We start from the raw sequence: 14,199 nt of genomic DNA, 5'->3' as shown, positions 1-14,199 counted from the left end.
AAATTTCGGGTCTTTTCGTTCCTATCATAACTTATATTCACTAATTGCTATCGAGACAAACAAATCAATGAAAAGCAGCTACATTGACCTGATTCAGCAGACGTTTGAGTTTCCTACCATGGAATTTAATGTTGATAATAATGAATTGCTGTTCAACAATGTACCATTGATGGATATCATCAAAGAACATGGTACTCCTCTGAAACTGAATTATTTGCCTAAAATAGGGGAGCATATTTACAACGCGAACATGTTTTTTCGCAATGCTTTCAAAAGGCACAATTACAAAGGGACATACACTTATTGCTATTGTACGAAGTCTTCCCATTTCAGCTTTGTGCTGGAAGAAGCTTTGAAACATAACATACATATAGAGACTTCGTCGGCATTCGATATTCCTATTCTTCGAGAATTGTACCGTCGTGGCAAGGTTACCAAAAACACGTTTATCCTTGCCAATGGTTACAAACTCCCAAAATACACCCAATACCTGAGCGAGCTGATCAACGAGGGCTTTAATGTGATCCCGATCCTGGACAACCTGAAGGAGATCGAGTCTTACGAGCAACAGGTAACTGCCGATGTGGTTAATTTTGGGATGCGTATTGCGACGGACGAAGAACCTAATTTCGCTTTTTATACCTCTCGTCTGGGTATCCGGTACAACGACGTGCAGCAGCTTTACAAAGAGAAGATTGAGTCTAATCCGCGTTTCAAGCTAAAAATGCTGCATTTCTTTATCAATACAGGTATCAAAGATAGCGCGTACTACTGGAGTGAGCTTACCCGGTTTATGTTCAAATACTGCGAAATGCAGAAGATCTGCCCAGAACTGGATTCTATCGATATTGGAGGCGGGTTGCCTATTCAGACGTCACTGCAATCCAATTATGATTATCAGCAAATGATCGACGAGATCATTGAAAATATTCAATGGATCTGTAACAAGAACAATGTCCCGGTGCCCCACATTTTTACTGAATTCGGCAGCTATACGGTTGGAGAAAGTGGCGCGGTTATTTACGAGATTATCGACAAGAAATTGCAGAACGACAAGGAGTTATGGTATATGATCAATGGATCGTTTATCACGCAGCTCCCCGATTCCTGGGGTATGAACCAGAAATACATCATGCTTCCGATCAATAACTGGGATAGTCCGTACCAGAAAGTGAACCTTGGAGGGCTGACTTGCGATTCACAGGATTTCTACAATAGCGAAATGCATAGTGCAGATTTGTATATGCCTATTTTTGAGGAAGATACAGAAAAGCAATATATCGGGTTTTTCCATACAGGTGCCTATCAGGAATCGCTTGGCGGATATGGCGGCATTCAGCATTGCCTGATCCCTGCCCCAAAGCATGTTTTGGTGGAGAGGGATGAAGAGGGTCATATTACTACACGTGTTTTTGCCGAGGAGCAAAATAGCGATTCAATGCTGAGGATCCTTGGTTTTAAGGACGAACCTTTCACAACTTCTGTGAGCAAAACAGAGAAAGGCAGCGGCGAACGTATCGAATCTGAAGAGGAACTGGCCGAAACAAAAATTTGACCTCTCTTATAAAGTTCTTTGAATGAGTTCGTTGTTAGTCAGAATGAAATACTCATTCAAAGAATTTTTTATATTTTTGCGGTGACAAAATCTTATACGAACAGGAAAATGAAAAAGATCTTACTTCTTCTTGCGGTTTGCGGAACATTAGCGGCTGCTTCATGCACCAAGCATGCCTGCCCTGCATATGGCTCGGTTCAAAAACCAGCATCGCAGCCAGGCCCCTCATCCAGGGCTTAATTTTTAACTATTCAATATTATTCTCGCAGCTTCAGATAGGTTAGGTGCGGAATAGTCCCCTTCTGATCTTTCGTTTTCCGGAACGATTTGAATTGTTCTGACCCCCGCTTTTTTCCCCGCCTGCATATCTCTGTCCCTATCCCCTACCATCCAGGACTTGCCAGGATCGATGTTATACTTCGCTATTGCCTTTTCCAGCATGAGCGAGCCAGGTTTTCTTGAAAGGGAAAGACCCGAGTTTTGGGGATGGTAAGGAGAGAAATAGAGGTCGTCCAGCGAGTTATCGGAGGCTTTCTGCATTTCCTCATGAATCGCGTAAACCTGTTCTTCGGTATACAAACCTTTGGCAATGCCAGCCTGATTGGTAATTACAATCAATAAATATCCCGCCCGCTTTAACGATTTCAACGCTTCGGGCACACCTTCCGGGATAATGAGGTCTTCCAGATTATACACATAATCAGGGCAATCTTCATTGAGCACGCCGTCCCTGTCCAGAAAAACGCATTTTGTTTTCGGTAAAATCATAAATGGGGTACTAACAGGAGAATTCTTTGACCGAATCAATAAAACAGCGCACTTTGTCAGGATCTGTATCCGGATACACGCCATGTCCGAGATTGGCAATGTACCGTTGTGTTCCGAATTGTTGAAGCATTTTTTTGACTTCAACCCGGATCTGGTCATAAGAAGCATACAACACGCATGGATCGAGGTTTCCCTGTAATGTCTTATCGGGGATTAGCATTCGCGACTCTGAAATATCCATATTCCAGTCCAGACCTACTACTGAGCAACTTAGCTCGCCGATTTCCTGTCGGGCAAAAAACGCGCCTTTGGCAAAAACAGTAACCGGAACCTCAATGATGGCGTCACAGATCTGCTTGATGTAGGGCAATGAAAAAATACGATATTGTTCGGGGGATAAGATACCCGCCCAGGAATCGAATAGCTGTACGAGGTCTGCACCCGCTGCGATCTGGGCCTTCAGATAGGCGATGGTGCTGTCCGTTATTTTCTGCAGCAATTGATGCGAGAATTCGGCATCTGCATACAAATGTCTTTTAGCGACCGAAAAGGTCTTGGATCCTTTTCCTTCTGTCATGTAGCAGAAAATGGTAAAAGGAGCCCCGGCAAACCCGATCAAAGGCACTCTGTCTTCGAGACCTTGTTTCGTGAGTTTAATTGCATCGAGCACATATTTGAGATCCGTCTCAGGCTCGGCAATATGCAATTTTGCAAGATCATCGATGGTATGCACGGTACTGGGGAAAACCGGGCCGCGCTGCTCGATCATTTCATAAGGTAAACCCATCGCTTCGGGAATAACCAATATGTCCGAGAAGATTATGGCGGCATCCACGCCCAGGATATCCACCGGCTGCAACGTGACTTCCGCGGCCATTTCAGGCGTGGTAGCCAGCGCTATGAAACTTCCGGCTTTTTCTCTGACAGCCCTGTATTCGGCCAGAATCCGTCCGGCCTGGCGCATCATCCATACAGGCGTGCGCTCCGTTTTTTCACCCTTTGCCGCACGTAATAGAAGGTCATTTTTCAAGTTCATGCGGCAAAGGTATGGAGAAAGTATATATCAAAACCTAAAATTCAACCCGATCAGGAAGTTTGTTCCTGCTTGTGGAAAGTAGAAATTTTCCTGGGTCAGGGCGCCTCCGGCAAAGTAGCCGTAAGTGTAGCCGTTGGATTCGTATTTCTCGTTCAATATATTGTTAGCCAGTAAGTTGAAAACAATTTCCTTGGCCCAGGCTGGTTTGATGGTCCATGAAAGGCGTAGATCGTTGGTAAAATAGGCATCCAATTTACGGCTTTCGGTTGAGGTATTGTCCAGGTATTGTTTGCCGACATATTTGGAAAGAAGAGCTAGCTCCAGGTTTTTTCTGACCACAAAAGTGAACTGGCTTCCTGCGATTACGTTGGGAGAAAACGAAATATCCGATTTGCCGTGATTAACGGTGTTGTAGCCGCCATCATCATAATTCACGATGTATTCGGTGAAATTGTCGATTTTGTTTTGGCTAAAAGTGGCATTGACGTTCCATTTCAGGAATTTATTAAATACCGTAGCTCCTTCCAGCTCAATACCGGTACGATAGCTTTTGGGGACATTTACCCGGACGGAACTTCCTACGTCGTTGATTTGACCAGTCAGTACCAGTTGATTCTTGTAGCTCATCAGATAGTAATTCGCTGATAAAGCCCACCTGCCGGTTTGCGTTCTGAAACCCGCCTCCACATTGTGCATCCTTTCGCTTTTGGGGAACAAGCCAGCCGTTGAAGAGGTGAAATCGTCACGGTTGGGCTCGCGGTTGCCCATGCTGTACGATGCATACGCCGAGCTTCTGTCTGAGAGTTTGTAAGTAAGCCCGGCTTTGGGGTTCACAAAGTTGTAAGACTGGTCGTAGGCCAACTGAACCAAATCATTATCGATTCCGGAGATATGATGACTTACATTCCGGTATTGCAGATCAGCAAAGGCATTGAGCTTATCGGTGAATTGGTAATACAGTTTTCCATATAAGTTGAAATCCTTTTTAATTCCTTTTCCATAGTAATACTGGTGGTCGTTTTCAATATCACCAGCATTCCGGGCCCAGATAATCCTACCATAATGATCTCCATCGTACTTATTCCAGCCACCGCCAATGCTGGCTGTAAGCTTTTTGAAACTATTAAAGTCCAATGAAAATGTGGACCCATAAAAGTAATTATCCAGCCAGCGGCGGCGTATGATATCCGTTTGGCCCAGGGTGTCTTTGCCGATCACCACATTCGGCAGATTGTAATTTGAATAGCTATCCCCGGCGCGGTATTGTTCATAATAGCCCAGGCCGCGTACCAGGAAACCATTGAGGTTAAAAGTCCATTGATCGCTCAAATTGTGAGACGAAACGACCTGGTAGTGATCCTGCCGATAGTTGTCGACCTCATTTTTGTAAGTGTAGGAATTGTAAGTCCGGTTGTTGGAATTGATAAGGTTTTCGGCGTCTTTTTCACCGAGACCATTGCGGTCAATATAGGCGAGAATCCCTTCGCGGTCACCCCTCCGCTTTGCTTCGGGCACTCCGTTCCAGGATTGATAGGTACGTTCTTTTCCGGAAAATACATTGACGCGAACAAAGCTTTTCTTACCAAAATAGCCTCCTGACAAATAATAAGAATGCAGTTCCGATGATGCACGGTCCACATATCCGTCGGAGGAAACGCGGGATAGTCGCGCGTCAAAAGTGAACTTATCTTTAATCAATCCGGAGCCAAGCTTGATGGTATTTTTGAAGGTATTAAAAGACCCGTATGAGTTATTTAACTCGGCATAGGCTTCTTGCCTGAAAGCATTGGTGTTGATATTGACAGTCGCGCCGAATGCGCCCGAGCCATTTGTGGAAGTTCCTACACCGCGCTGAATCTGGATGCTGCTCACTGAAGAAGCAAAGTCGGGCATGTTGACCCAGAATACGCCCTGGCTTTCGGCATCGTTGTAGGGAATGCCATTGACGGTCACATTGATGCGTGTAGCGTCGGAGCCGCGAATGCGTATCCCCGTGTAACCCACGCCACCTCCGGCGTCGCTCGTGCTTACCAGCGAGGGTGTAAAATTGAGCAGTACCGGCAAATCCTGTCCCAGGTTCTGCTTGTCAATGGCCGCGGCAGTAATATTGGAATAGGCCATCCCGGTTTTGTCATTCACCCGGGTTGCATTAATAATCACTTCATCAGCCTGGAAAGTGCTTTTTGTCAGTTTGATTTCCAGTGTGTTTGTTGAAGAAATTTCAACTTTTGTGGTCTGATAACCGATGTAAGAGACGTCCAGTGCAGCGATATTTTCCGAAATATTTCTCAGGATAAACTTTCCTTCCTGATCGGAATTGGTACCTCGCACTTCGCCGGCTTTTACGGAAGCACCAGGTAATGGTTTGCCGTCTTCGGCGTCAACGATCCGTCCGGAAACGGTTTTTTGGGCAATAACAGGAGTCAGCAGGATGCTGCAAAGCAGCATGAGCAGATAGGCAGTAACGTTTCGCATTGCGATAAAATGTTACAACAGGCAGGGGCCACCTATCTTGGGTTGAATAAAAATTTAAGTTTGGTCAGCCAAATAACTTTCGGCCTTCTCTTCCTACGCCGGCATTACCCGGATCAGGTTTATGGGTATGATCTCAGCCCGTTTGGTAGGGCACCCCTTGAGATTATGCTGCAAAGCTACGTCAGAATCGGCGATTATTGCAATCAAAATGATAGTTATTGTTCGCGACCCGGCGAAATGGCTGGATTTTGACTCATGTGAGAAATTGAAATGATAATAATCCTTTTGTCGGAATCATCGACAAGGAAATGAATCATGAAAGGAAAGACATCAACAATTGCAGTGTGGACTTTTGAATATCTCACGGTATAAATTTCCGGATTGGACGAGATTTTTTGACTTTGCTTCTTACTGAATTAACAAATCGTTTTCCGAGGCCAGGTTGTTGTTCAGTATACCAGATCGCGGCTGCCTGATATCGTTTTTTGCGGAGGATAAAATTACAGGCTTATATGTCATAGCTCCTCCTCAATTTCATTCATAGAAGAATTGAAATCAAGAAGTTGAGTAGAATCGTTTTTGTAATTTTCCAATCTGATTAGAACCAGATCTTTATGCCATAGGGGAGTATCACCGGTTTCTTCCGGTTCAATATCCTGATATTTATTTTTCAGTTCGTTCCATTCTTGAATGGGAATGTAAACGCCTTTGCTGTCGGAGATTTATTGCAATTGCATGACAATGCCTGCTTAGTCATTACAAATATAATCTTTTGGCCCGAGCAAAACAGAACGCTAAAATCAGTCGCAGCTTTTCATTATTTTTACGTAACTCAATACGGTCTTTTAATACTCAATATCATAATGCCTAACTATACAGACACGATGGACGTAGGTGCTTCCCAGCAGGCAATGGAGCTGGAATACAGATATGGCGCCCACAATTATAAACCCATGCCTGTTGTGCTGGAAAGAGGTTCGGGTGTGTTTGTATGGGACCTGGAAGGAAAACAATATTTCGATTTCTTGTCTGCCTATAGTGCCGTAAGCCAGGGCCACTGCCATCCATATATCATCGACGCGATGACGCGGCAAGCCCAAAGGCTCACATTGACTTCCAGGGCATTTTACAATGACCGGCTGGGAGAATGCGAGAGATTTCTTTGCGACTATTTCGGGTATGATAAAGTTCTGATGATGAACTCAGGCGTGGAGGGCGGCGAAACCGCATTGAAGCTTACCCGGAAATGGGCATACAAAGTAAAGGGCATCCAGCCGGACCAGGCTAAGATGGTCTTCGCCTCCGGCAATTTTTGGGGAAGGACATTGGCTGCGATTTCGGCCTCCACAGATCCTTCCAGTACCAATGATTACGGGCCATTTCTTCCGGGTTTTACAATTGTTCCGTATGATGATTTGAATGCACTTGAAGATATCTTCAAAAGTGATGCCAACATTGCCGGTTTTATGGTTGAGCCCATCCAAGGAGAGGCGGGCGTGGTAGTTCCGAAAGAAGGGTATCTAAAGGGTGTAAGGGATCTGTGTACCCGATATCATGTGCTTTTTATAGCAGACGAAGTGCAAACCGGCATTGGACGTACCGGCAAACGTCTTGCATGTGACTGGGAAGGCGTAAAGCCGGATATCCTGGTTCTGGGAAAGGCTTTGTCAGGAGGCACAATGCCAGTTTCAGCAGCACTGGCAGACGATGAGATCATGCTGACCATCGCTCCGGGGGAGCATGGCTCCACATATGGCGGTAATCCGCTGGCATGTGCTGTTACCATTGCAGCCCTGGAGGTAGTAAAAGATGAAAAACTGGCAGAAAATGCCGAGCAAATGGGCCAGCTTTTCCGGAGCAGAATGCTTGAATTGAAGGGGCAATGCTCGCTGATCGAAATCGTCAGAGGAAAAGGACTTTTGAATGCCATTGTAATCAATGACAGTGAAGACAGTGCGACAGCCATGAACCTTTGTTACAAAATGATGGAAAAAGGCCTGCTTTGCAAGCCGACCCATGGCAATAAAATTCGCTTTGCACCGCCGCTGGTGATCAATGAAGAACAAATGAATGAGGCCTGTGATATTATTAAAGAGGTATTTCTTGAAATGAACAACACTCTATGAAACTGAGATTTTTCCTGCCTGTCATTTTGCTGGGAGCGTTACTGGTCTCCTGTAAAGATAAAACCGTAGATCCGGCCAATGAAACCGAGACAAACAAGTGGATTTACGACAATATGAAGTACTGGTATTACTGGAACGACCATATCACAGCTACACCAGATTATAACAAAGACCCTGCAAGTTTTTTCGAATCGCTGCTTTATAAATACGATCCTACTTTAAGGCCCGACGGCGACCGGTTTTCCTGGATCCAGGAAAGCGCCGATGAACTGCAGGCATCTCTGGCTGGTGAATCCAAAACACCGGGAATGGAATACAAGCTGGTGTACTACCCTACCGGGACCACCAATGTAATCGGTATTGTATTGTATGTGATACCCGATTCTCCCGCTGCCAAAGCCGGGTTTGTGCGTGGGGATATTTTCAGCAGTGTCAACGATCAGAAGCTGACGGGGACCAACTACAGCCAGCTTTTAAATTCCCAGGACAAAAAGACCTATACATTAGCCAAAATTGACAAAGACGGAGTTCTGGAAGAGGGAACTACCAAGAAAGAAGTGACGCCTATCGTTTTGCAGGAAGACCCGGTTTTCTTTGATACTGTTTTTACCTATGGGGCCAACAAAATCGGTTACATAGTGTATCATCAGTTTATCCCTGAACCTTACAAAACCAGTAACGGGCAGTTTGACAAGGAACTGGATGCTATTTTTACCTCGTTCAAAACGAATAATATAAATTCCCTTATCGTTGATCTGAGGTATAATCCCGGCGGGTATGTCAGTTCGGCCACAAACTTCGCCAGCCTGATTGCGAAAGCTACCGCTAATGATATTTTTTATTATAAAGAATACAATGACGAGGTAACCGAAACCAATCGCAAGAAATACGGGGATACCTTTTTCTACGACAAGTTCATTGTTAAAAGCCAGAACATCGGCTCAAATTTGAACCAATTGTTTTTTCTCGTTTCTTCCCGCTCGGCTTCTGCCAGTGAATTGCTGATCAACGGGTTAAAGCCTTACATGACAGTCAAACTGGTAGGTAGCAAAACAGTCGGGAAGAACGTAGGGTCCGTTACGTTGACCGGTGCGGATAAAGGGATCAAATGGGGGCTGCAGCCAATTGTTTCTAAATCATTAAATAAAGACCATCTTTCTGATTACAGCACCGGTTTTGTTCCTGACTATCCCGCCAGCGAAGGTGTAATTCTGTATCCATATGGAAACCCGAAGGACCCGCTGCTGGGAGAAGCCCTGTTTCAGATTACCGGTACGCGTGTTGCCAGACAGGGAAAAGGGGCGAGGGTTCTAAAGGAAGAGGAAGAGCAGGAAATCACGTCTTCGATTGTAAAAAAAGCAGGCGGCAGCAATATGTTTTACAAGTAATTACACAGTCAGAAAACCTTTTCCAATGGTGCAGGAACAGCCCGCCGCTGCTCGTGCACCATTTTTTATTGCTATTTTTACAAGCTTGCATCTGGCACTTCAAACCGAATAATGATTTATGAAGCTGGTTAATGATATGACTGTCTGGTTTTTAAAGCGGCGCTTTGAAAGGATAGAACAGTTTATGAAATATCCCGTAGAAACCCAGCAACGCATATTTTCCGAATTGATTGAGACTGCGCGCTATACCGAGTGGGGAAGCCGCTACAATTATGGTCAGATCAAGGCGATAAGGGAATTTCAGGAGCAGGTCCCTGTATCCACCTATGAAGACCTGTACCCCTATCTGGAGAGAGTGATGAAGGGCGAGCCAAATGTGCTCTGGCCGTCCCCGATTGAATGGTTTTCCAAGTCTTCCGGTACTACCAATGCCCGAAGCAAATTCCTCCCTGTTTCTCCTGAAGCACTGGAAGAATGCCATTATGAAGGTGGTAAGGACATGATGACGCTCCTCATCAATAATCGTCCGGATACCCGGGTTTTTGATGGAAAAGGCTTGTCGATTGGAGGTACTTTGCATGCAAATCCCTTTGATGATTATACTCAGGTTGGCGACGTTTCGGCGGTGATTATGCAAAATCTTCCCTCCTGGGCTGAGTTTATGAGGACGCCGCCGCTGGAAGTCGCATTGATGGACCACTGGGAGCATAAGCTGGAAAAGATGGCTTCCATTTGTTCCCAGGAAAATGTGACCAGCATCTTGGGTGTGCCCACCTGGACAATTGTTTTACTGGACCAGATACTGGAAAGGACAGGAAAGCAAAATATGCTGGAAGTATGGCCCGATTTTGAGGTTTTTGTTCACGGAGCGGTTTCTTTTGAACCCTACAGGGACCTGTTTATGACCAAATATTTTCCTTCAGATCAGGTCTTATATCTCGAAACTTATAGTGCGTCCGAGGGTTTTTTTGCTATTCAGGATGATGTGAAAAGGATTGGGGAAATGCTTCTCATGCTCGATTATGGCATTTTTTATGAGTTTATTCCCATGGACGAGGTCGGCAAAAAGCACCCGAAAGCATTGCTTTTGGAAGAAGTAGAGATCGGCAAAAACTATGCGATGGTCATCTCAACCAATGCGGGTTTATGGCGGTATTTGATTGGCGACACCGTGAAATTTACCTCAACTTATCCTTTCCGTATCAAGGTAAGTGGCCGTACCAAGCATTTCATCAATGCATTTGGAGAGGAAGTGATCGTGGAAAATGCAGATTACGCTATTAAAATGGCAGCCCAAAAAACGGGATCGCTGGTTGCAAATTACACTGCCGGGCCTGTTTATATGGGCGATGGCTCAAGAGGTCGGCATGAATGGATTATTGAATTCACCCAAATACCCGATGATTATAGTGAGTTTGAAAACGCGCTTGATGTCGCTCTTCGTGAAGTGAATTCGGACTACGACGCCAAAAGGTATAAGGATATGGCATTGCTGCCCCCGCTGATCCATTTTGTTCCTGAAGGGACTTTTTACTCCTGGATGGGAAAACTCCATAAACTCGGAGGCCAGAATAAGGTCCCAAGACTAAGTAATGACAGGCAGTACCTGGATGATTTGCTGGTGATGTTATAAGGCTGTTAGCTTTTAGTTTTTTTGCAAGATGCATTGCCTTGATCCGGACGCCTACCAAATGGAGCTATTGGCTAACAGCCAATAGCCAATAGCTACTACAATGATCCCCAAATATCTTAAAATAAGAGGCCTTTATTCTTATCAGACCGAACAGGAGATCGACTTTGATCCCTTGACCGATGCATCCCTATTCGGGATTTTTGGGGCCGTAGGCAGTGGTAAGTCGTCCATTTTAGAGGCAATCACTTTTGCTTTGTACGGGGATACCGAGCGATTGAACAAGTCGGGCGACGACCGGACTTACAATATGATGAACCTCCGATCGGATGATTTGCTGATTGATTTTGAGTGTATTGCAGGGAAAAATGGTGCCAGGTACAGGTTTACGGTGAAAGGAAAGCGCAATAGCAAGAATTTCAAGGAGGTCAAGACTTTTGAAAGAAAAGCATACATCTGGCAGGACGAGCGCTGGCTCCCGCTGTCGGAAAACGAATCTACGGAAAGTATCATTGGGCTGAGTTACGACAATTTCCGGCGGACTATCATCATTCCGCAAGGCAGGTTTCAGGAATTTATTGAGCTCAAAGATGCCGAGCGGACACGCATGATGAAGGAACTTTTCCAATTGGAGAAGTATGACCTCAGCCGTCAGGTAGGTTCTTTGGCCAAACAAAACGATCTGGCGTTGTCCAATGTGGACGGGCAGCTGATCGGCCTGGGCGAAGTGACACCGGAAATGATTGAGGCGGAGGAAAAATCACGAGAGGCGATCCGGGCGGAAATCAAGAAAGTAGCGGAAGAGCTATTGATGCAAACGACGCTCGAAAGTCATTTTCTGAAGCTCAGACAAACGGCTGAAAAAATCTCGGCACTCCGAAATCAATTGGAGATTCTGGAAAGCCAGCGACCGGCCATGAAGCTCCGGGAGGAAAGATTAACAGCCTTTGAAATTTGCTCGGTTCATTTTAAATCGGTTTTGGATCAGAAGAGGAACCTTACCAGTGCAGTCGCAAGAGATCAGGATTTGTATGACAAAAACCTGATCAGGACAAATGAATTGGCAGGGCTATTGGAAAAGCAAAAGGGGGTTCTGCTCCAGCTGAAACCGCAATATGAAAACCGGCAGGAGCTCCTGCATACCGCCGATGAACTGGGAAAAGTAATGCAGATCGTGGAAGGGGTGGCTGCTGCGGAGAAGAGGAAGGATGCCCTGAAAAGAGGAGAACAGCAACTGGCGGACAAAGAAGCTTCCATTGAAACACTGAAAAAGCAAAAGCTCCACCAAGAGCAGGAAAATGATTTGCTTAAAAGTAAATTGTCTGATATTCAAAAATTAAGTCAGGTAAAATCGTGGTTCGCAGGCTTAGATAGCCTTTCTGAAATCCGGCAAACGATTAAAAGTGAGGCCGAGGCCCTGCAAACCGAAATTGTGAAACTTCAACAGGAGCTGACCCAAAAGAAAGAGGAAATGAACCGGGGTTTCTCTCTTACACTTTCTGACATAAACCCGGAATCGTTTCAGAATGCTGTTCAGGAGTTTTTTCGGCTCAATGAACAAGAACAGAATGCCCTCAGTAAAGAAATTCTGCGTATCCACACGAAACTAGCCCTCCATCAATACGCGGGCAATTTGGAAGAAGGAGTTCCATGTCCGCTATGCGGCGCGGAACATCATCCGGCTGTCCTGCATGCTGATGATGCAATTTCAAAAGAGCTGGCGGTTTTTGAAAAGCGGGTATTGCAGCTTGATCACCGTGAAAAATCAGTGCGGCTTTTGCAGGCCCCGATCGAGAAGCTTTTTATTCAGATTGAAAATCTGGAAAAGCAAAAGGACGCTATTAAGCTTCGGTTTGCAGATGCTAAAGCCCGCCTTGCGCAGCACGATAAGGAATTTGTGTGGGAAGAGTTCGATAAAAATGATCGCGAAGGGTTTGAAAAGCATTTTGCTGAGACAAGTGGAATTCAATCACAGATCAAAGATGGAGAAACTGTGCTAAAAGCGATTTCCGCAAAAATGGATGTCGAATTACAGGAAAAAACAGAGAAGATCGAAAAGCCGCTGCAAGTTCTGCGCGATGATATACTGAAATTGGAAAACACGGTTACGACCTTGCAAAGCCAGTTGCAAAAAGTAAATTACGAGGACTTTAAGGGGGGTGGGGTGTCCGGAATTGCTGAGCAGATGATCACTTTAAAAGCGAAATTTGATGAGATAGTTCAATTGTTTGAACAGACGGAAAAGCAAGCCGAACAGCTTGAAAAGGAAAAAGATAGGTTATCGGGGAGTCAGACAACCTTGCTGAACGCACTGGAAGCGAATAAAAAAGGCCTTTCCGAAATACAACATGACATTGACGTAAAGCTCGCCGAATTTGGCCTTGGCCCGGAAAGTCACGTGGTCGAGATCCTGTCGGGGAACATTCAGATCGAGCAGGAAAGAAAGGTAATTTCTGATTTTAAGTTTGCATTGGACACGACGGTCAGGGATCTCACGAACTTGGCAAGCGAAAATGCGGAACAGCAATATGATGCTGAAAAGTACGAAGCAGTTATCAAAGCAAAAGAATCTTTGACAGCGGCCCTGCAAAGCTTGCAAAAAGAAGAAGGCGGCTTGGACAGATCATTGAAGAAAATGGCCGACGACCTGGCGAGAAAGTCCGTTTTGGTGAAAGAAAAAGAGCGCCTTGAGTTGCGCGAAGAGCATTTGGACAACCTTGCGAAACTTTTCCGTTCAAGCGGGTTTGTTGATTATGCTTCGAGTATCTATCTCCAAAATTTGATACAGGCGGCGAACCACCGTTTCCATCAGATGACGCATCAGCAGCTCCATCTTGAACTGGGTGAAGGTAACAGTTTTTGGGTGAGGGATTTACTGAATGGAGGACACATGCGGTTATTGAAAACGCTTTCGGGAGGACAGAAATTTCAGGCGGCATTGTCTCTCGCCCTGGCACTTGCGGACCACATTCACATTCGGAATAAATCAAAGCATAATTTCTTTTTTCTGGACGAGGGATTTGGGTCACTGGATAAAAATGCATTGCAAACGGTTTTTGATACATTGAAATCCCTGCGCAAAGAAAACCGGATTGTCGGGATTATCAGCCATGTGGAGGATTTGCAACAGGAAATCCAAACGTATTTGCGTATCACTGAAAGTGAAGAGGGCAGCCGGATCTTACCGAGCTGGAAATAGCATTTTCTTGCCGCTGGTGTTA

The 14,199-nt window shown here is 45.3% G+C and carries 8 protein-coding genes and 1 riboswitch; of the genes, 5 read left to right on the top strand and 3 right to left on the bottom strand.

The features are described 5' to 3' along the window. Positions 1 to 67: 67 nt before the first annotated feature. Positions 68 to 1,555, top strand: coding sequence for a type III PLP-dependent enzyme domain-containing protein (locus tag AC1XUF_RS18285; protein ID WP_483343270.1), 1,488 nt, complete (start codon positions 68 to 70; stop codon positions 1,553 to 1,555). A gap of 243 nt (positions 1,556 to 1,798) precedes the next feature. On the opposite strand, the gene AC1XUF_RS18280 is transcribed toward AC1XUF_RS18285, so the two are convergent. From AC1XUF_RS18280 to AC1XUF_RS18270, 3 genes are read right to left on the bottom strand one after another with little or no spacing between them, the layout of a single operon-like run. Then, positions 1,799 to 2,323 carry a D-glycero-alpha-D-manno-heptose-1,7-bisphosphate 7-phosphatase gene (locus AC1XUF_RS18280; protein WP_483343269.1) on the bottom strand — a complete coding sequence of 175 codons (525 nt, stop codon included), beginning with the start codon at positions 2,321 to 2,323 and terminating at the stop codon, positions 1,799 to 1,801. Between the two features lie 10 nt (positions 2,324 to 2,333). Further along, positions 2,334 to 3,359, bottom strand: coding sequence for a uroporphyrinogen decarboxylase (hemE, locus tag AC1XUF_RS18275; protein ID WP_483343268.1), 1,026 nt, complete (start codon positions 3,357 to 3,359; stop codon positions 2,334 to 2,336). 27 nt (positions 3,360 to 3,386) lie between these two features. After that, on the bottom strand, positions 3,387 to 5,834 hold the full coding sequence (locus tag AC1XUF_RS18270) for a TonB-dependent receptor (protein WP_483343267.1): 2,448 nt from the start codon (positions 5,832 to 5,834) through the stop codon (positions 3,387 to 3,389). Between the two features lie 74 nt (positions 5,835 to 5,908). After that, positions 5,909 to 6,002, bottom strand: a riboswitch (TPP riboswitch). Between the two features lie 695 nt (positions 6,003 to 6,697). Here AC1XUF_RS18270 and rocD point away from each other — a divergent pair. The 4 genes from rocD to AC1XUF_RS18250 all read left to right on the top strand — a co-directional run bounded on the left by rocD (position 6,698) and on the right by AC1XUF_RS18250 (position 14,177). Continuing rightward, positions 6,698 to 7,960 carry an ornithine--oxo-acid transaminase gene (gene rocD / locus AC1XUF_RS18265; protein ID WP_483343266.1) on the top strand — a complete coding sequence of 421 codons (1,263 nt, stop codon included), beginning with the start codon at positions 6,698 to 6,700 and terminating at the stop codon, positions 7,958 to 7,960. Further along, positions 7,957 to 9,348: a S41 family peptidase gene (locus AC1XUF_RS18260; RefSeq protein ID WP_483343265.1), complete on the top strand. Its 1,392-nt coding sequence runs from the start codon at positions 7,957 to 7,959 to the stop codon at positions 9,346 to 9,348. Before rocD ends, AC1XUF_RS18260 begins: the two co-directional genes overlap by 4 nt. Before the next feature lie 118 nt (positions 9,349 to 9,466). Next, positions 9,467 to 10,981, top strand: a complete 1,515-nt coding sequence (locus AC1XUF_RS18255; protein ID WP_483343264.1) for a GH3 auxin-responsive promoter family protein — start codon at positions 9,467 to 9,469, stop codon at positions 10,979 to 10,981. Between the two features lie 100 nt (positions 10,982 to 11,081). Next, complete coding sequence (locus tag AC1XUF_RS18250; RefSeq protein WP_483343263.1) at positions 11,082 to 14,177, top strand: AAA family ATPase; 3,096 nt, start codon at positions 11,082 to 11,084, stop codon at positions 14,175 to 14,177. Positions 14,178 to 14,199: the final 22 nt, after the last annotated feature.

This window comes from Dyadobacter sp. HNCC25DJ185 (assembly GCF_056895195.1).
This window is presented reverse-complemented; position numbering and strand designations above follow the sequence as displayed.

Coding starts and splice junctions, on each gene's coding strand:
- AC1XUF_RS18285 (WP_483343270.1), top strand. CDS start 68: ATGAAAAGCAGCTACATTGACCTGATTCAGCAGACGTTTGAGTTTCCT.
- AC1XUF_RS18280 (WP_483343269.1), bottom strand. CDS start 2,323: ATGATTTTACCGAAAACAAAATGCGTTTTTCTGGACAGGGACGGCGTG.
- hemE (WP_483343268.1), bottom strand. CDS start 3,359: ATGAACTTGAAAAATGACCTTCTATTACGTGCGGCAAAGGGTGAAAAA.
- AC1XUF_RS18270 (WP_483343267.1), bottom strand. CDS start 5,834: ATGCGAAACGTTACTGCCTATCTGCTCATGCTGCTTTGCAGCATCCTG.
- rocD (WP_483343266.1), top strand. CDS start 6,698: ATGCCTAACTATACAGACACGATGGACGTAGGTGCTTCCCAGCAGGCA.
- AC1XUF_RS18260 (WP_483343265.1), top strand. CDS start 7,957: ATGAAACTGAGATTTTTCCTGCCTGTCATTTTGCTGGGAGCGTTACTG.
- AC1XUF_RS18255 (WP_483343264.1), top strand. CDS start 9,467: ATGAAGCTGGTTAATGATATGACTGTCTGGTTTTTAAAGCGGCGCTTT.
- AC1XUF_RS18250 (WP_483343263.1), top strand. CDS start 11,082: ATGATCCCCAAATATCTTAAAATAAGAGGCCTTTATTCTTATCAGACC.